The sequence below is a fragment of the Rhizobium bangladeshense genome, from assembly GCF_001662075.1.
GTDB lineage: Bacteria > Pseudomonadota > Alphaproteobacteria > Rhizobiales > Rhizobiaceae > Rhizobium > Rhizobium bangladeshense_B.
Window position 1 is genome coordinate 248,638 of record NZ_LYPL01000006.1, and the last position, 18,098, is coordinate 266,735.

Annotated in this window: 18 protein-coding genes, 1 tRNA gene and 2 pseudogenes; 14 read left to right on the forward strand and 7 right to left on the reverse strand. The window is 61.9% G+C overall.

Annotated elements, in window-relative coordinates; translation table 11 throughout:
• Positions 1-47 precede the first annotated feature (47 nt).
• From A7X77_RS14800 to hflX, 6 genes are all read left to right on the forward strand, one after another.
• Positions 48-338 carry a hypothetical protein gene (locus A7X77_RS14800; RefSeq protein ID WP_064683633.1) on the forward strand — a complete coding sequence of 97 codons (291 nt, stop codon included), beginning with the start codon at positions 48-50 and terminating at the stop codon, positions 336-338.
• Between the two features lie 298 nt (positions 339-636).
• Positions 637-2,907 carry a sensor histidine kinase NtrY-like gene (locus A7X77_RS14805; protein WP_064683634.1) on the forward strand — a complete coding sequence of 757 codons (2,271 nt, stop codon included), beginning with the start codon at positions 637-639 and terminating at the stop codon, positions 2,905-2,907.
• A complete protein-coding gene (locus A7X77_RS14810; RefSeq protein WP_064683635.1) occupies positions 2,897-4,261 on the forward strand; it encodes a sigma-54-dependent transcriptional regulator in 1,365 nt (454 codons plus the stop codon). Before A7X77_RS14805 ends, A7X77_RS14810 begins: the two co-directional genes overlap by 11 nt.
• Before the next feature lie 57 nt (positions 4,262-4,318).
• Positions 4,319-5,182, forward strand: a complete 864-nt coding sequence (locus tag A7X77_RS14815; protein WP_064683636.1) for a D-amino-acid transaminase — start codon at positions 4,319-4,321, stop codon at positions 5,180-5,182.
• Positions 5,183-5,293: 111 nt separating this feature from the next.
• The gene (gene hfq, locus A7X77_RS14820; RefSeq protein ID WP_003539403.1) at positions 5,294-5,536 is read left to right on the forward strand and encodes an RNA chaperone Hfq; all 243 of its coding nucleotides are present in this window, start codon (positions 5,294-5,296) and stop codon (positions 5,534-5,536) included.
• 77 nt (positions 5,537-5,613) lie between these two features.
• Positions 5,614-6,939, forward strand: a complete 1,326-nt coding sequence (gene hflX / locus A7X77_RS14825) for a GTPase HflX (protein WP_064683637.1) — start codon at positions 5,614-5,616, stop codon at positions 6,937-6,939.
• Between the two features lie 322 nt (positions 6,940-7,261).
• Here the strand turns inward: hflX and mazG are convergent, their stop codons facing one another.
• Positions 7,262-8,107, reverse strand: coding sequence for a nucleoside triphosphate pyrophosphohydrolase (gene mazG / locus A7X77_RS14830; protein ID WP_064683638.1), 846 nt, complete (start codon positions 8,105-8,107; stop codon positions 7,262-7,264).
• Between the two features lie 20 nt (positions 8,108-8,127).
• Positions 8,128-8,715: a deaminase gene (locus A7X77_RS14835; protein ID WP_064683639.1), complete on the reverse strand. Its 588-nt coding sequence runs from the start codon at positions 8,713-8,715 to the stop codon at positions 8,128-8,130.
• On the opposite strand from A7X77_RS14835, the gene A7X77_RS14840 reads away from it, so the two are divergent.
• The 6 genes from A7X77_RS14840 to A7X77_RS14865 are packed head-to-tail and all read left to right on the forward strand — an operon-like array spanning position 8,699 to position 14,186.
• The gene (locus tag A7X77_RS14840; RefSeq protein WP_064683640.1) at positions 8,699-8,998 is read left to right on the forward strand and encodes a hypothetical protein; all 300 of its coding nucleotides are present in this window, start codon (positions 8,699-8,701) and stop codon (positions 8,996-8,998) included. The two genes, A7X77_RS14835 and A7X77_RS14840, sit on opposite strands and share 17 nt — an antisense overlap.
• Positions 8,982-10,418 carry a siroheme synthase CysG gene (gene cysG / locus A7X77_RS14845; protein WP_064683745.1) on the forward strand — a complete coding sequence of 479 codons (1,437 nt, stop codon included), beginning with the start codon at positions 8,982-8,984 and terminating at the stop codon, positions 10,416-10,418. The genes A7X77_RS14840 and cysG overlap by 17 nt, the downstream gene beginning before the upstream one ends.
• Positions 10,419-10,420: 2 nt before the next feature.
• On the forward strand, positions 10,421-10,735 hold the full coding sequence (locus tag A7X77_RS14850) for a DUF2849 domain-containing protein (protein ID WP_010014500.1): 315 nt from the start codon (positions 10,421-10,423) through the stop codon (positions 10,733-10,735).
• A gap of 8 nt (positions 10,736-10,743) precedes the next feature.
• Positions 10,744-12,414, forward strand: coding sequence for a nitrite/sulfite reductase (locus A7X77_RS14855; RefSeq protein WP_064683641.1), 1,671 nt, complete (start codon positions 10,744-10,746; stop codon positions 12,412-12,414).
• Positions 12,415-12,424: 10 nt separating this feature from the next.
• Positions 12,425-12,937, forward strand: coding sequence for a DUF934 domain-containing protein (locus A7X77_RS14860; protein WP_064683746.1), 513 nt, complete (start codon positions 12,425-12,427; stop codon positions 12,935-12,937).
• A gap of 37 nt (positions 12,938-12,974) precedes the next feature.
• On the forward strand, positions 12,975-14,186 hold the full coding sequence (locus A7X77_RS14865; protein ID WP_064683642.1) for a UbiH/UbiF family hydroxylase: 1,212 nt from the start codon (positions 12,975-12,977) through the stop codon (positions 14,184-14,186).
• Here the strand turns inward: A7X77_RS14865 and A7X77_RS14870 are convergent.
• Together A7X77_RS14870 and A7X77_RS14875 are read right to left on the reverse strand one after the other, a co-directional pair.
• A pseudogene (locus tag A7X77_RS14870) lies at positions 14,154-14,402 on the reverse strand (AEC family transporter); the annotation flags it as partial. The gene A7X77_RS14865 and the pseudogene A7X77_RS14870 overlap by 33 nt on opposite strands.
• Before the next feature lie 66 nt (positions 14,403-14,468).
• The gene (locus A7X77_RS14875; protein WP_064683644.1) at positions 14,469-15,218 is read right to left on the reverse strand and encodes a cytochrome c biogenesis CcdA family protein; all 750 of its coding nucleotides are present in this window, start codon (positions 15,216-15,218) and stop codon (positions 14,469-14,471) included.
• Positions 15,219-15,429: 211 nt separating this feature from the next.
• Here A7X77_RS14875 and A7X77_RS14880 point away from each other — a divergent pair.
• A tRNA-Lys gene (locus tag A7X77_RS14880) sits at positions 15,430-15,505 on the forward strand.
• A gap of 108 nt (positions 15,506-15,613) precedes the next feature.
• Here A7X77_RS14880 and A7X77_RS32350 read toward each other — a convergent pair.
• Positions 15,614-15,936 (reverse strand): annotated as a pseudogene (locus A7X77_RS32350) (DUF1236 domain-containing protein); the annotation flags it as partial.
• Positions 15,937-15,976: 40 nt separating this feature from the next.
• Positions 15,977-16,243 (reverse strand): BON domain-containing protein, encoded by a 267-nt coding sequence (locus A7X77_RS14885; protein ID WP_064683645.1) that lies wholly within the window; start codon positions 16,241-16,243, stop codon positions 15,977-15,979.
• Between the two features lie 186 nt (positions 16,244-16,429).
• Here A7X77_RS14885 and A7X77_RS32355 point away from each other — a divergent pair, with 186 nt between their 5' ends.
• Positions 16,430-16,678 carry a DUF982 domain-containing protein gene (locus A7X77_RS32355; protein WP_348626298.1) on the forward strand — a complete coding sequence of 83 codons (249 nt, stop codon included), beginning with the start codon at positions 16,430-16,432 and terminating at the stop codon, positions 16,676-16,678.
• 578 nt (positions 16,679-17,256) lie between these two features.
• Here the strand turns inward: A7X77_RS32355 and A7X77_RS14890 are convergent.
• Positions 17,257-17,880, reverse strand: a complete 624-nt coding sequence (locus A7X77_RS14890; RefSeq protein WP_064683646.1) for an outer membrane protein — start codon at positions 17,878-17,880, stop codon at positions 17,257-17,259.
• Positions 17,881-18,098 lie beyond the last annotated feature (218 nt).

An 18,098-nucleotide genomic window follows, 5' to 3' on the forward strand; every position in this document is an offset into this window, starting at 1 on the left:
ATTGGCTGCGAAAGGTCTTTTGCAACCGTGACGATGGGGAGGCGGGATTGCATTTTCTTGGAGTTTTCGCGATCGGAGGTCTTCTGGCGGCTGCGATCTTTCACGTTTGCATGCTTCTCGTGTTGGAGCGCCTTACCAGCAAGATCAACAAATACGGTCCTAACCTGGTGACCAAAATCGGCAAAGGGCTCCCTCAGATCGATCTGCAAAGCCCTCTAATTCCGTTGCGCTTGAAGAATCAATTCCAGCTTTATCGGCAGGCCTGGATGCTCGTCATAGCAATACTCATGATGCCTCTTGTTTTCTACCTGATTGCGAAAGCCCATTTCGGATATTGAGCTAGAGAAGGGCAGGAGTTCACACGAGCAGAGTGGCAAGACCCCGGAAGCTACGATTGCCAAGCGAATTGCAAAGGCGTGGGGAACACTCCATTGTGACGCTCCGAGGGCCAGGCGCGGCTTGACAACGCGACAGAGCGCGTTGCATTTTCGCCACAATGCGTTGCTTAAAGGTCACGCAAGAGTTTTGGACATTTCGCTCCCGATCGAGTCGTTCCGACGCTGGCTTTCTTAAGCCGGCGTTGTTTGGTTTCGATCGGCGGGCAGGGCGGCAGAGTGCCGTCCGAAGAGAGGCCGAATGACGCAGGATGGGGTAGCGCCGGCGGCGGCGGGCGAGGCGGTGACGACGGTGACCGATCGCCGCGCCCTTTTCGCCGTGCCCGGCCTCGTGCTCGCCGGCGGCGCGCTTCTCTGCGCCACGGTAACGCTCTTCGTGCTGCTCGGCCTGACGCCAATTGCGCCGACATCGCATGTCGTCATCACCTCGGTGATCGTCAATTCCTTCTTCGTTCTGACGCTGCTGGCGCTGATCGGCCGCGAGGTGGCGAGGCTGCTGAAGGCACGCACCCGGGGCAGGGCGGCAGCACGCCTGCACATCCGCATCGTCGTGCTCTTCTCGATCGTCGCGATCACGCCGGCGATCCTCGTCGCCATCTTCGCCAGTATCACGCTGAATGCCGGCCTTGATCGCTGGTTTGCGCTGCGCACCCAGTCGATCGTCAGCTCGTCGCGCAATATCGGCCAGGCCTACATGATGGAGAACGCCAGCTACCTGCAGGGGCAGACGGTTTCCATGGCCAACGACCTGGAGCGCAACCGGGCCCTCTACAGCCTCGACAGGACGGGCTTTGCCGAACTGATGACGCGCCAGGCGAGGGGCCGCGGCCTGCTCGGGGCCTTCCTGGTCGAAAGCGACGGTTCAGTGGTCGTCCAAGCCGATATCACCACGGAAAAACCGTTGCCGGCCATTCCGCAGGACGCGCTGCAAAAGGCGGCAGCCGGCCAGCCGACGCTGATCCCACCCGGCGTCACCAACCTTGTCGGCGCCATCATCAAGCTCGATGCCATCCCGGGCACCTTCCTCTATACGGTGCGCGCGGTCGATCCCAAGGTCATGGGCGCCATGCGCATGATGGAGGAGAACGCCACCGAATACCGCTCGATGGAGGCCAATCGTTTCTCGCTGCAGGTCGCCTTCGCGGTTCTCTACATCGGCTTCGCGCTGATCGTGCTCTTGGCAGCGATCTGGACGGCAATTGCCGTTGCCGATCGCATCGTGCGGCCGATCCGGCTGCTGATCACCGCGGCCGACAGCGTCGCCTCGGGCAACATGGACATCGTCGTGCCGGTGCATGCCGTCGATGGCGACGTCGCCAATCTCTCGCGCACCTTCAACAAGATGATCTCGGAAATCCGCACCCAGCGCGATGAAATCCTCGAGGCCAAGGACGAGGTCGACGACCGCCGCCGGTTCATCGAGGCGGTGCTGTCTGGTGTTACCGCCGCCGTCATCGGCGTCGAACAGGACCGCCGCATCGCCATCGTCAACAGCTCGGCTGAAACGCTGATGTCGCTGTCGGCCGAGGCGATGCTAGGCAAGCAGCTGGCCGATATCGCCCCCGAGGTCGATCAGGTGCTGACCGAGGCGGCAGTGCGCCATCGCGGCGATTTCCGCAAGCAGATCGCGCTGGTGCGCGGCGGCACGGTGAGGACGCTGAGCGTCCAGGTGACGCGCGAAGAGGTGCGCGACATGAGCGAATCCTACGTGATCACGCTCGACGACATCACCGACCTCGTCATCGCCCAGCGCTCGACCGCCTGGGGCGACGTGGCGCGGCGCATCGCCCATGAGATCAAGAACCCGCTGACGCCGATCCAGCTGTCGGCCGAGCGCATCCAGCGCCGCTACGGCAAGCAGATCGACCAGGACGACCGGACTGTCTTCGACCAGTGCACCGATACAATCATCCGCCAGGTCGGCGATATAGGCCGCATGGTCGACGAATTCTCCGCCTTCGCCCGCATGCCGAAGCCGACCAAGGAGCCGAGCGACCTGCGCGATATCCTGCGCGACGCGATCTTCCTGCGCGAGATGGGCAACCACCACGTCACCTTCGAGCGGGATTTCGGTGACCAGCCGCTGGAGGGCCTGTTCGACAGCCGCATGCTCGGCCAGGCCTTCGGCAATCTCATCAAGAATGCCGTGGAGGCGATCGAGGCGGTTCCGAGCGACGAGCGCGACGAGCGCAAGATCCTCGTCCGGGCAGCCCTCGATCCCGGCCGCGACCGCTTCACCGTCGACGTGATCGACAATGGCCGCGGGCTGCCGGTGGAGAACCGCCACAGCATTCTGGAACCCTATATGACGATGCGTGAGAAGGGCACCGGCCTTGGCCTCGCCATCGTCAAGAAGATCATCGAGGAACATGGCGGGCAGCTGGAGCTGCACGATGCGCCCGCCGATTTTGACCGGGGAAGAGGGGCCATGATCCGCGTGCATCTGCCGCGCCGGGATCCGACGCCTGCCGCTCCCGCAGCCAATGACAAGGAAAGTGTTTATGGCCTCTGATATTCTCGTCGTCGATGACGAGCACGATATTCGCGAGATCGTTTCCGGCATTCTCTCGGACGAGGGACACGAAACACGCACGGCCCATGACAGCGACAGCGCGCTGGCGGCGATCTCCGACCGTGTGCCGCGGCTGATCTTCCTCGATATCTGGATGCAGGGCAGCAAGCTCGACGGCCTGTCGCTGCTCGACGAGATCAAGACCCGCCATCCCGATCTGCCGGTCGTGATGATCTCGGGCCATGGCAACATCGAGACCGCCGTCTCGGCCATCAAGCGCGGCGCTTTCGATTTCATCGAGAAGCCCTTCAAGGCCGACCGGCTGATCCTAATTGCCGAGCGGGCGCTGGAAAATTCCAAGCTGAAGCGCGAGGTTTCCGAGCTGAAGCGGCGCACCGGCGATGCCCTGGAGCTGATCGGCACCTCGGTCGCCGTCTCGCAACTCCGCCAGACGATCGAGAAGGTCTCGCCGACCAACAGCCGCATCATGATCCTTGGTGCCTCCGGCTCCGGCAAGGAGCTGGTGGCGCGGATGATCCATAAGAAGTCGGCGCGCGCCAACGGCCCCTTCGTGGCGCTGAACGCCGCCAACATCACGCCCGATCGCATGGAAGTGGCGCTCTTCGGCACCGAGGGCACGCCCGGCCAGGCGCGCAAGATCGGCGCGCTCGAGGAGGCCCATCGCGGCATCCTCTATCTCGACGAGGTCGGCGAGATGCCGCGCGAGACGCAGAACAAGATCCTGCGTGTGCTTGTCGACCAGCAGTTCGAGCGCGTCGGCGGCTCCAAGCGCGTCAAGGTCGATGTTCGCATCATCTCTTCGACCGCCTATAATCTCGAAAGCCGCATCGCCGAAGGCTGGTTCCGCGAGGATCTCTATCATCGCCTCGCCGTCGTGCCGGTGCGCGTGCCAGCACTGGCCGAGCGGCGCGAGGATATTCCCTTCCTCGTCGACCAGCTAATGCGCCAGATTTCCGAACAGGCCGGTATTCGCCCGCGCCGGATCGGCGACGACGCCATGGCCGTGCTGCAGGCTCATGACTGGCCGGGCAATATCCGCCAACTGCGCAACAATATCGAGCGGCTGATGATTCTCGCCCGCACCGACGGGCCGGACGCGCCGATCACCGCCGATATGTTGCCGACCGATCTCGGCGACATGCTGCCCAAGGTTTCGGCCAAGAACGATTATCACATCATGACGCTGCCGCTGCGCGAAGCCCGCGAGATGTTCGAGAAGGATTACCTGATCGCCCAGATCAACCGCTTCGGCGGCAATATCTCCCGCACCGCCGAATTCGTCGGCATGGAGCGTTCGGCGCTGCACCGCAAGCTGAAGTCGCTCGGCGTCTAACAGGCGCGGCAGAGCCGCGCCATCCCTCATATTGCTCCCGGAAGACCAGGGTTTCCCATGCCGAGAATCGCCTATGTGAACGGCCGTTACGTCAAGCATTCCGATGCGAGCGTGCATATCGAGGATCGCGGCTATCAGTTCGCCGACGGGGTCTACGAGGTCTGCGAGGTGCGTCACGGCTATATCGTCGACCTCACGCGCCATCTGAACCGTCTCGACCGGTCGCTCGGAGAATTGCGCATCGCATGGCCGATGAGCCGGGCGGCGCTGACGCAGGTCATTCGCGAGACCCTGCGCCGCAACCATGTCCGCAACGGGCTATTCTATATGCAGGTGACGCGCGGCGTCGCGCGGCGCGATCATGTCTTCCCGGCCGAAGGCACGCCGCCGTCGCTTGTCATCACCGCCAAAAGCACCGATCCCAAGATTATCGCGGTCAAGAATGCCAACGGCATCAAGGCGATCACCGTCACCGACAATCGCTGGGACCGCGTCGACATCAAGTCCGTCGGCCTGCTGCCGAACGCCATGGCCCGCCAGCAGGCCAAGGAGGCCGGCGCCCAGGAGGCAATCTATGTCGACGGCGACGGCATGGTGAAGGAAGGGGCGGCAACCAATGTCTGGATCGTCGATAAGGACGGGACGCTGGTCACGCGGCCGGCCGAACACGGGATTCTGCGCGGCATTACCCGTACCACCTTGATGGATGTCGCAGCGAAGCTGGGCCTAAAGATCGCCGAGCGGAATTTCTCCGTTTCAGAGATGCTCGCAGCCCGCGAGGTTTTCCTGACGGCAGCCACAAGTATTTGTTTTCCGGTGGTTTCCGTCGATGGCCAAGCCATTGCCAACGGTCACCCTGGCAGCGTCTCGCAGAAAGTCCGCGAAGCCTTTTTCGACGTTGCGGAAAAGATTGCGATTTGATACCAAGATTTGCTGGACAGGTGGAATGAGGGTGCCGCCGGTCTTGCATTGAGAGGTTGATTAATATTCAACCGGCCAGATCAGGTCGGCAATAAAGAAAGAAGCGGCGCGATGGCGGAACGTTCTCAGAATCTGCAGGACTTATTTCTCAATACTGTTCGCAAGCAAAAGATTTCCCTGACAATCTTTTTGATCAACGGCGTGAAACTCACGGGCGTTGTTACCTCTTTCGACAATTTCTGTGTTCTTCTTCGTCGTGACGGCCACTCGCAGCTGGTGTATAAGCATGCGATCTCGACGATCATGCCGGGTCAGCCGATGCAGATGTTCGAGAGCGAAGAAGCCGCGTCCTAACAGGATCAGCCGTCATTTCGACACGCGATACCAAGAACGATTCAATCATCCCTGAGGCCGTCAAGCACAGGGACGATATGCGCGCGACCGTCGTCGTGCCGGTTCTGAAATCGCGCAGCCGCGGCGGGCAGACCGAATCGGCCTCGACCCGCACGCCGGAAAGCCGGCTGGAGGAGGCGACGGGCCTGGCCCAGGCGATCGACCTCGATGTCGTCAACGGCCAGGTCGTGCCGGTCAACGATCCGAGACCGGCGACGCTGCTCGGCACCGGCAAGATCGAGGAGATCAAGGCGCTGCTCGACGAGCGCGATTCCGGTCTCGTCATCGTCGATCATCCGCTGACCCCGGTGCAGCAGCGCAATCTCGAAAAGGAATGGAACGCCAAGGTCATCGACCGCACCGGCCTGATCCTCGAAATCTTCGGCCGCCGCGCCTCCACCAAGGAGGGCACGCTGCAGGTCGATCTGGCGCATCTGAATTATCAGAAGGGCCGGCTGGTTCGCAGCTGGACCCACCTTGAACGCCAGCGCGGCGGCGGCGGCTTCATGGGCGGCCCCGGCGAAACTCAGATCGAAGCCGACCGGCGGTTGTTGCAAGACCGCATCATTAAGCTCGAACGCGAGCTGGAGCAGGTCGTGCGCACCCGCCAGCTTCACCGCGCCAAGCGCCGCAAGGTGCCGCATCCGATCGTGGCGCTTGTCGGTTATACCAATGCCGGCAAGTCGACGCTGTTCAACCGCATCACCGGCGCCGGCGTACTGGCCGAAGACATGCTCTTTGCCACGCTCGACCCGACGCTTCGCCGCATGAAGCTGCCGCATGGGCGAACCGTCATCCTGTCCGACACCGTCGGCTTCATCTCCGACCTGCCGACCCATCTCGTCGCTGCCTTCCGGGCGACGCTGGAAGAGGTGCTCGAAGCCGATCTTATCCTGCATGTCCGCGATATGTCGGATGACGACAACCAGGCGCAGAGCTCCGACGTAATGCGCATCCTCGGCGATCTCGGCATCGATGAGGCTGAAGCGGAGAAGCGGCTGATCGAGGTCTGGAACAAGATCGACCGGCTGGAGCCCGAGGTCCACGACGCCATGGTGCAAAAGGCTGCCGGCGCCAGCAACGTCGTCGCGGTTTCCGCCGTCAGCGGCGAGGGCGTCGACACGCTGATGGACGAGATCAGCCGAAGACTTTCAGGCGTCATGACCGAAACCACCATCCGCCTTCCCGTCGACAAGCTGGCGCTGCTGCCCTGGCTCTACGACCACGCGATCGTCGACGGGCGCGAAGACAACGAGGACGGCTCGATCACCCTCGATCTGCGCCTCTCCGAAACCGAAGCCGCCGAACTCGAGCGCCGCATCGGCAACGGGCCGAAGGCTCCGAAGGAAGATTGGGAGCGGTAGGGCACGCTTTTTCCCTTCTCCTCAGCGGGGTCCGAAGGACGGGTCGAGACCCGCGGCGGACCCCGGTCGGTTTCCCGAAGGGTTGGATGAGGGGGCTGCACCGCAGAACATCCATGTTGCCCTTCGCTTGCGCTCAGTGCCTCGCTCCTCGTGGCAATGCATTAGCTCCTCAGGCCGGCTAGTCTGCGAGAAGCCAATCCCACCTCTCCGTCATCCTAGGTCTTGAGCCGAGGATCCATGCCACTGGCGCTGGCGGATGCGGTGTGGATGCTCGGCTCAAGGCCGAGCATGACGGAGCGTGGGGTCGAGATCGCCCACCAACTCACTCACCCCAAGCCGTTACCGCCCGTTCAATCGCCTTGGCCGCCTGCCAGATTTCCTCCATCCGCTCGAGCGTCGCATCCTCAAGCGTCTCACCTTCCGCTTCAAGAACATGTTCTATATGGTTGAACCGGCGTCTGAATTTCGTATTCGTTCCGCGCAGCGCCTGTTCCGGATCCGCCTTCACATGGCGGCCGATATTGACGACGGCGAAGATCAGGTCGCCGAGTTCGTCGCTGACCTTTGCGCGGTCACCGTCTCTGAGCGCCATCCGCAATTCGCCGATCTCCTCCTCGATCTTGTCGAGGATCGGCTCGGGCGCCGACCAGTCGAAGCCGACCTTGGCGGCGCGTTCCTGCAGCTTCAGCGCTTCCGTCAAAGCCGGAAAACTGCGCTGCACGGAACCGAGGAAGCCGCCCTTGAGATCCTCGGTAATCCCGCGCTGTGACCGGCGCTCGGCGCGCTCGCGTTTTTCCGCCTGCTTGATCTCGTCCCACTGTATCTTCACCGCGTCGGGTGTATCCGCTTCCGAGCGGGCAAAGACGTGCGGGTGGCGGCGGATCATCTTGGTGGTGATGGCGTTGACCACGTCGCCGAAGGAGAACTCGCCGGCCTCCTCGGCCATGCGGGCATGGAAGACCACCTGCAGCAGCAGGTCGCCGAGTTCGTCGCAGAGATCGTCCATATCGCCGCGTTCGATCGCGTCCGAAACCTCATAGGCCTCTTCGATCGTATAGGGCTTGATCGTCTGAAAATTCTGCTCGATATCCCAGGGGCAGCCAGTCTCGGGATGACGCAATGCCGCCATGATTTCGATCAGCCGCGAAATGTCTTTTGAAGGTTCCATGGTGCCTCGGTTCAGCATCCTCAGTTGAGGGGAATATCGTTGGCGCTCTTTGACGACTGGTAGCTGGCCGACAATGCGTCGTAGCGCGCCTTGATGCGGGCGGTCTGCGCCTTGAGCGCCGTCTTCAGCGAAGCCTCTTCGGTCTCGACCAGATCGGCGACCGCAAAGCTGTTCCAGAAGGTGTTCTGCCTGCGATAGCCGCCGGGTTCAAGCCCGAAGACCTCCTTGAGGATCTTCAGGTCGTGCGGAATGGCGAAGGCGTCGCGGGAATCCTCATGGCTGAAGAAATAGTAGAAATTGTCGAAGCCCGCCCAGGTGATCGCCGACATGCACATTGTGCAGGGTTCGTGGGTCGACAGGAAGATCAGATCCTTGGTCGCCGGCTTGTCCCCAAGTTCGTAGAAGCGCTTCAGCGTATGCACCTCGCCGTGCCAGAGCGGGTTCTCCAACTCGTTATTGGTCTCGGCGACGACGAGCGACAGATCGGATTTGCGCAGGATCGCCGCGCCGAACACCTTGTTGCCAAGCGAAACGCCTCGTTCGGTGAGCGGCAGGATATCGTTCTCGATCACCGAAAGCAGGCGAGCGGCGATGGTCTTGTCAGGCATTGGCGTCTCCGGTTTTTCCCAGTCTATCGCCTTGGAGGCGCGAGCGAAATGCGCCAAACGCCGGTGGACGCTGTTTGTCACAGGCTTTATACTGCACCGCAACAAAGAGGGCGGGAACAGGTGGGTTTCGTCAGCACGGTTGACTTTTCTCAAATCGCCGATGGTGCGAGCAAAAGAATACGCGCTTGCTGGGGCTTTCGAATTTCTGTTCCTTCAATCCCTTGTCGATCACGGGCATATTCTGGCAACTTCGAAGTGGATTGATGATGTCTCCCAAGACTGAGCAGCTTTCGGTATTTCCAGCCTTCTTTCGCGTGGAGGGCCAGAAAACGGCTGTCTTTGGCAATGGCGACGAAGCCTTCGCCAAGGTGCGGCTGCTGCTCAATACACGCGCGCGGATTATCGCTTATGCCGAGAAGCCGGAAGCCGATTATCATGCTTTCCTGATCGCCAACCGCATCGAAACTGTGCGTGGCCGTTTTTCCGCCGACCAGGTCAAGGGTTCGGCACTCGTCTTCGCCGCCACCGGCAATGAAGCCGACGACCGCGAGATCGTCGATGCCGCCCGCGCCGCAAGCATTCCTGCCAATGCCGTCGATCAGCCCGATTATTGCGATTTCTTCACGCCGGCGCTGGTCAATCGTGCCCCCGTTGCCGTCGCGATCGGCACTGAAGGGGCGGGGCCGGTTCTGGCGCAGATGATCCGCGCCCAGATCGATCAGCTTCTTTCTCCATCGCTTGGGCGTCTGGCTGCGCTGGCGACGAGCTACCGCAAGGCCGTCGATCAACTGATCCCCCGTGGCGTTTCCCGCCGGGTTTTCTGGCGCCGCTTCTTTTCCGGCGCCGTTGCCGATGCGGTCGCCAACGGCAACCTGCCGCAGGCCCGCCAGGAAGCCGACCGGCTGCTGGGGTCTATGGACAGGGTCGCGGGCCATGTCTGGCTGGTCGGTGCCGGTCCGGGTGCCGAGGACCTGCTGACGCTACGCGCACAGCGCGTGATGATGGAAGCCGACGTCATCGTTTTTGACGCGCTCGTGCCGCAGGCGATCGTCGATATGGGCCGCCGCGATGCCGAGCGGCTGTCGGTCGGCAAGCGCAAGGGCTGCCATTCGAAATCACAGGAGGAGATCAACGAGCTGTTGGTCGAGCTCGGCCGTCAGGGGAAACGTGTCGTTCGGCTCAAGTCCGGTGACCCGCTGGTCTATGGCCGGGCAGGCGAAGAGATGGCCGCGCTGCGCGCTGCCGGCATCACCTATGAGGTCGTGCCCGGCATCACCTCGGCTTTCGCCGCCGCTGCCGATTTCGAGCTGCCGCTGACGCTGCGCGGCGTCGCCTCCTCGCTTGTTTTCACCACGGGCCATGATCTGACGGGCGATGTCCTGCCAGATTGGGCGAGCCTTGCCGTCTCCGGCGCGACGATCGCCGTCTATATGGGCCGCACGGTTGTCGCCTCCGTCGCCGAGCGGCTGATGCAGGCCGGCATTCCCGCCGAAACGACAGTCGCCGTCATCGAAAATGCCAGCCGCGCGCAGCGCCGCCTGCTGCATGGCACGCTTGCCGATCTGCCCGATCTGCAGCACCGCGACGAGCTGACCGGACCGGTCATGGTGATTATCGGCGATGCGGTCGCCGGCGCCAATTTCGAACTGTCCGAGCCGCTGGTGCGTGCGAACGCCCGGCTCGAGGAACTTGCAAGGAGCTGAATATGGGTGACAAGGTTCTGACCGCCAACCGGCTGACGGACGGCATTGCCGTCTGGCTGGATGCCAACGGCAAATGGTCGACCTCGCTGCAGGAGGCGCTTGTCGCCCGTCACAACGAAGCCGTCGAAGCGCTGGAAGCCATCGGCAAGAAATCCTATGCCGACAACGAAGTCGTTGACGTCGCCGTCGTCGACGTTCAGGAAACCAACGGCATTCTCTGGCCGCTTCGCCTTCGCGAGCGCATCCGCGCACAAGGGCCGACCATGGAATATGCTCCGGGCTACGCTCCCGCCGATCCCGAATTCATTGCAGTCTGAGGAAGACGATGTACCGTTACGACGAATTTGATCATGCCTTTGTCAGCGAGCGCGTCGAGCAGTTCCGCGACCAGGTTCAGCGCCGCCTTTCCGGCGAGCTTGCCGAGGATGCGTTCAAGCCGCTGCGCCTGATGAACGGCGTCTACCTGCAGCTTCATGCCTATATGCTGCGCATCGCCATTCCCTATGGAACGCTGAGCGCGCGCCAGCTGCGCATGCTCGCCCATATCGCCCGCACCTATGACCGCGGCTACGGCCACTTCACCACGCGGCAGAACCTCCAGTTCAACTGGCCGAAGCTGTCGGAAATCCCCGATGCGCTGGCCGACCTTGCGAGCGTCGAGATGCACGCACTGCAGACCTCGGGCAACTGCATCAGAAACGTCACTGCCGATCACTTCGCCGGTGCCGCCGCCGACGAGATCGCCGACCCCAGGCCCTATGCCGAAATCCTGCGCCAGTGGTCGTCGGTCCATCCGGAATTCTCCTTCCTGCCGCGCAAGTTCAAGATCGCCGTGACCGGCGCCGAACGCGACCGCGCCGCCATCCAGGTCCACGATATCGGTCTGCACCTGAAGAAGAACGACAAGGGCGAGATCGGTTTTGCCGTCTATGTCGGCGGCGGCCAGGGCCGTACGCCGATGATCGCCAAGCTCATCCGCGACTTCCTGCCCGAGGAGGATCTGCTCTCCTACACCACGGCGATCGTGCGCGTGTACAACTTGCACGGCCGCCGCGACAACAAATACAAGGCACGCATCAAGATCCTGGTGCACGAAACCGGCACCGAGGAGCTGACGCGCCAGGTGGAGGCCGAATTCGCCGCCCTGAAGAATAGCGAGCTGAAACTGCCGGAACAGGATGTCGAGGCGATCGCCGCCTATTTCGCGCTGCCTGATCTGCCGCAGCGCGCCGAGGGATGGGAAAACCTCGCCCGCTGGAAGAAGGCCGATCCGGCTTTCGCCCGCTGGGTCCAGCAGAATGTGCAGCCGCACAAGAACCCCGACTACGGCATGGTGACGATTTCGCTGAAACCGATCGGCGGCATTCCGGGCGACGCCACCGACGCGCAGATGGATGCGATCGCCGATCTCGCCGAGGAATATGCATTCGACGAAATCCGCGTCAGCCACGAGCAGAACCTGATCCTGCCGCATGTGGCGCTGGCCGATCTCGAAGCGGTCTATCGCGGCCTCGTCGCCATCGATCTCGCTGAAGCCAATGCTGGCCTGATCACCGATATCATTGCCTGTCCGGGGCTGGACTACTGCGCGCTCGCCAATGCGCGCTCCATTCCGGTGGCGCAGGAAATCTCCCGTCGCTTCGGCAATCCTGAACGCCAGGCCGAGATCGGCGAACTGAAGATCAAGATCTCCGGCTGCATCAATGCCTGTGGCCATCACCATGTCGGCCATATCGGCCTGCTCGGCGTGGAGAAGAAGGGTGCCGAACTCTATCAGATCACGCTCGGCGGCTCCGGCGACGAACATACCTCGATCGGCGAAATTATCGGTCGCGGCTTCGAGCCGGATCGGGTGACCGACGCGATCGAGACGATCGTCGACACCTATCTCGGCCTGCGCCTCGATCCGACCGAAACCTTCCTAGCCGCCTACCGCCGTGTCGGGCCGCAGCCCTTCAAGACTGCGCTCTACGGCTCGGCCGCCGAAGCGGCATAAGGAGGGGATGATGACGAAGATCTGGAGAGAAACCGGTTTTGTCGAAAACGATCCCTGGGTGATCGAGACCGACGAGGTGAAGGTGACCGGCGAGCAGAAGCCGCTGCTCGGCCTCGACGAGCTGATCGCGAAGGCCGACGAAAGCAATGAGGTCGGCCTCGGCGTGCTGATCAAGCCGGCTGACGACGTGCGCCGGCTGGAGCCCTATCTCTCTCGCCTTGACATCATCGCCGTCGCCTTCCCGGCCTTCAACGACGGCCGTGCCTTCAGCCACGCCTCGCTGCTGCGTCAGCGCTTAGGCTACACCAACGAGCTGCGCGCCGTCGGCGACGTGCTGATCGATCAGGTGCCCCTGATGCTGCGCGTCGGCATCGACAGCTTCTCGGTCAGCAACGCCACGGCGCTGAAGCGGCTTGCCCAAAATCGTCTTCCCGCCATTCCCCATCATTATCAGCCGGCGGTGCGTGACGCCGAAGCCGGCAAGGGCTATAGTTGGCGCCGTCAGGCGAAGCCGGCCGCATAAGCGGCCGGTCCGCCTCTTGCGATGGCGGAACAATAGCATGAAGACTTTTGAAATCGCGGTGATCGGTGGCGGGCTCGCCGGCATGATCTCCGCAATCGCGCTCGCCCGCGGTGGCCGCAGCGTGGCGCTGGTTGCACCCGTTGCCGCGAAGGAGGACCGGCGCACGACGGCGCTGATGGATCAATCGATCCGCTTCCTCGATCGGCTGACGCTCTGGGACAGGCTGCGCCCGGCGGCAGCACCGCTGACCAGCATGCGCATCATCGACGGCACCGACCGGCTGCTGCGCGCGCCGACGACGACATTCCGCGCCGCCGAAGTAGGCCTCGATGCCTTCGGCTATAATTTCCCCAACAAGGCGCTGACCGAAATTCTCGAAACGGCGACGGCCACCGAGGGCAATATCAGCCGTTTCACCGAGATGGCTGAATCGATCGATATTTCCGCCGAAAGCGTGTCGATCATGCTCGCCGGCGGCGAGACTGTCACGGCCGATTTTGCCGTCGGCGCCGATGGCCGCGGCTCGAAGCTGCGCGAGACATCAGGGATCGGCGTGCGCAACTGGTCCTATCCGCAATCGGCCATGGTGCTGAATTTCGCCCATTCCCTGCCGCACCAGAACACCTCGAGCGAATTCCACACCAAACACGGCCCCTTTACCCAGGTGCCGTTGCCGGGAAGCCGCTCCAGCCTCGTCTGGGTGCAAAATCCCTCTGAGGCCGCCGCCCGGATGGAGTTGCCGCTGGCCGAACTCGGCCGCCTTGTCGAGGCACAGATGCAGTCCATGCTCGGCAAGGTCGATGTGGAGGAGGGTGTCCAGCTCTGGCCGCTGTCCGGCATGATGGCGCATCGCTTCGGCAAGGGGCGCATTGCGCTGATCGGCGAGGCCGCCCATGTTTTCCCGCCGATCGGGGCGCAGGGGCTTAACCTTAGCCTGCGCGATATCATGGCGCTTGTCGACATCCTCTGCGACAGGGCGGAATTGCCGGTGCCGGCCGATGCCGGCGACAGCTTCGACCGCAGACGCCGCGTCGATATCATGACGCGTACGGCGAGCGTCGATCTCCTCAATCGCTCACTGCTTTCCGATTTTCTGCCGGTGCAGGTGCTGCGCGCCGCGGGCCTGCATATCCTCTCGGCCATTCCGCCGCTGCGCAACCTCGTCATGCGCGAGGGCATCGAGCCCGGCCGTGGCTTCCGTGATATTCCCGATTCCTTAAAGGAAAAGCTGAAGCGGAAGAAGGCCTGAGCGGATCGCGATCAGCCAGAGCGAAACGCTTGCCACCGAAAGCACCGTCGTGATCAGGATCGTCGCCGAGGCGCGCTCCTGCCATACCCCATATTGCTGGCCGATGACGAAGACGTTGGTCGCCATCGGCAGCGAGGCGAGCAGCACGGCGGCCTGGATCCAGACCGGCTCGAAACCGCCGACATCAGTCAGCGCGATGAAAACCGCGATGGGGTGCGCGGGATCAGCTTGGCCAAGAGGTCTTCCAGTGCGCGGGAATGATCGGCGGGGAGTGGGACTGGTCTAGCCGATTTGCATCAGAATCGGAAAGGTCTGCTGGAACCAGATCGCCACATCGCTGACCCAGCCGAACAGGAAGGCGAGGCCGGTGAGGATGAGGAAGACGCCCATCACCTTTTCCACTGTGCCGAGATGGCGGCGGAAGCGCGACAGGAAGCGCATGAAGGCGCCGGAAAAACCGGCGGCGATCCAGAAGGGAATGGCAAGGCCCAGGGAATAGATGGCCAGCAGCCCGGCGCCGGAGCCGACCGTCTCGCGCGAGGCGGCGACACCAAGGATCGCGCCGAGCACCGGTCCGATGCAAGGCGTCCAGCCGAAGGCGAAGGCAAGGCCCATGACATAGGCGCCCGTCAGTGTCGCCGGCTTGCCGCCGCCCTGGAAGCGCGCCTCGCGGGCGAGCAGCCCGATTCGGAACAGGCCGAGGAAATTCAGCCCCATGACGATGATGATCAGCCCGCCGATCTTGGAGAGCAGGTCGAGATGCTGGCGCAGTGCCATGCCGATGCTGGAGGCGCCGGCACCGAGCGCCACGAAGACGGTGGCAAAGCCGAGCGTGAAGAGCAGCGCCGAGAACAGCACACCACGCCTGATATCGGGCGCCACGGCAACCGCCGAGCCGCCGCGGAACTGCTCGACTGATATGCCGGCCATATAGCAGAGATAGGGCGGAACGAGGGGAAGCACGCAGGGCGAAAGAAAGGAAAGCGCCCCGGCTATCAACGCGCTCCACAGGGAAATATCGGCAATCGACACGCATTCTCTCCGGCTGCAATCTGCGCCCTGTTCCTAGCTTTGCGAGGCCGCGATTGCCAATCACCTTTTTGCGCTTGGCGCTGATGTGTCGTTACATGCGCAAGAAATGTGCCGATCACTGAAAAAAGCCGAATTTTTCGGTTGACCGCAATGGGTCGCCTGCCTATGTTCCGCCCACTTCCAGCCGGGGTGCTTCACACCTGCGGAACGGGAGAGCGTAGCTCAGCCGGTAGAGCAACTGACTTTTAATCAGTAGGTCTCGGGTTCGAACCCCGACGCTCTCACCATAAATCAAAGACTTCCAAGAAAATTTGTGACTTTGCGAGCCTCGTAAAGTCACACGGGATCGATCCGCCCGCTGGCAACGATCTGCAGATCGCTGGCTTGTACCAAGGCCTCTGCGAGGAAGGGTCGACGATCACACGCTGGTCGTTGACGATCGCGTATGCATATGTCGGATCGTCGGAAACCGGTGTCACCACCACAGTTTCCGGTAGGGGCTGGCCGACGACCTTCTCCTTCACCACGACGCGTCTGGTCGGGGCAGGAGCCTGCTGCACATAGGTCACCACCTTTGGCGGCGGCGACGATGACGCTGCCGGCCACACCGCCGGACGATGCCCCGGCGATAGCGCCCGTTGCAGCGCCACCTGTTGCGCCTGTTACGGTCGACGACTGCGCGAGCAGACGTCGACGCCAACAGTATACCGGTCGCAATTCCTAAAGCGTTGACATTCCTGCTCCGTCTAATGCCTTCGCTATTGCCTGGGTACGTGGCTCAGCATTCGGTCGTGGACGTTTTCCCAGCCGACGATCATTGCCGCAAGCGAGATTATTCTGTCGCGATCGGAGGCCTTCGTTATATAGCCTTCGAGTAGAACGACGGGACCGAGCATTCTGATCTCGACGGCGCTGCTGTCAATGTCAGGATCGGCGGCAAGAGCTGCCGAGATGGTCGCGATGGTCGCTGCCGAGCTATGGCCTTCCGGACAGCGCTCCTCATGATTGTTGGGGCCGAACTTCATATCCTCCTCCTGATCCGCCCCTCCCAAGATCTGCAGATTACCATAAGCTGATATATGAAGGGCGGGCGCCGCCCTGCCAGTCCGACTTAGGTCCGGCCTTTCCCCGGCATCACCTGGATTGGATGCTTCCCCATCCTGTTGAGGTAAAGGAAGGACGACGACAATGCAGGCAGCCGGAATTGTGGATTGGCGCAGGAGCGAAGGGTTCGAACCGCTGATGCTTGTGATGAGTGGCCAGGAACAACACCTGGTTCGATCGCTGGGAGTGTCGCCGACGCGCTGATTAAATGCTGGCGAACGGGCGACGGCCGGGAATATATCGCAGCCGTAACCTGCCTGGATGCGATCCAGAGCGACAGCTCACCCAAGCTCGCACGCGCCGCCCTCATGCGCGCTGCCGAGGAGGCCGGAATCACAGCAATTGCGATTGTCTAGAGGTTTGGGTCTGCCATTCAATCTTTATGCTCGCAGTTTGCCTGCGCTCGGCTCTGGCGGACATCAGCCGAAATTCAATGAATGGCTTCGTTCTCTTCCCCCTATTACAAACTCAGAAAAAAGCCCCTCGCGCGCGGGGCAGGTTGGGTATGAGTACCGCGGGATTGCGGCACCTGAGAGAGTGACACAAGCTCGCGACGGGTCAATTAGCCTGACGTAATTACACGCTGGCGCCAAAAGCGCTGGGTCGACTGATACGGCTGGAGGAGCTTGGACTGGAGGGCAGCGGCGTTCGGCAGTGCGGGCGGAGACAGGAAGCTCCCTCTCCGCAATCGAGGTTCAATAGCGGCTTTTGTGCGGCAAATGTTCCTGTACGTTTTCGCACGTCACAAGGTATTGGCAAAACCGGCCGCCCTTCTCGTCTGGGAAGGGCGATACTTCCGATAATTGTCAATCAAGCACTTCAACGGGCCGGATTGATGCATCCCTATGGCGTGAGAACCATGGCGTGATTCTGAGGATAAAAAGCCCCGCCGAACATGGCGAGGCTCTGATGGTATCGATCCGAGGAATTCTTATTAGAACTTCACACCGATACCGAACTTCAGCTCGTGCTGGTCGAGGTCGACGTCAACGCCCAGGATATCTTGTTCGCCATAGTCATTGTAGCGGTATTCGCCGCGGGCGAAGATGTTGTTGGTGATGGCAAAGTCGACACCTGCTCCAACCGTGTAACCGTTGAACGTCTCGGTTTCCTTATCGAGGCCAGGCGCATCGACGTAACCGCGCGTGGCGGCCCAACCGGCGGCGCCGTAGATCAGAGCCCTATCAAAGGCGTAGCCAACACGTCCGCGAACGGCCCCAGCCCAATCCGTTCCGACTTCTGCGCCGAGTGCGTCCTCTTCGTTCCAATTGTGTTCGAGGTTTCCTTCGATGCCCACGACAAAGTTATCGAACTGGAAATTATAACCTGCGAACCCGCCGAAGACGCCGCCGTTGAAATCCTCAGAGGCAGAGGCACCGCCGGCGCTGAAATCACCGTTCAGCCAAGCGGCGCCGCCATCGATACCGAAATACGGACCCGACCAGGTGAAGACGGGTGCAGCCGCAACAGGGGCAGCCGGGACGTCCGGAACGACATCGGCGGCGAACGCAGTCGTAGCGACAAGTGCGAGAAAGGTAGTGGCGATAGCTAACTTCATTTTCGTACCCCGTGAATTACATTAGAGCTGAATTATATAGCGGCTGCTCAACAGAAGGCTGTAGCAATAGGGACACACTCGCGAAAATGTACGCTGTCGTGTAAGTTGTTTTATCGCCGGGAGAGAGGGAGGGCCGAAGCCGGCGTCGTCAGAAATTGTCCTGATGAGGGCACACGGCTCGTCGATTTGCCTTTCCGAGACGTCCAACCCGGAACCAA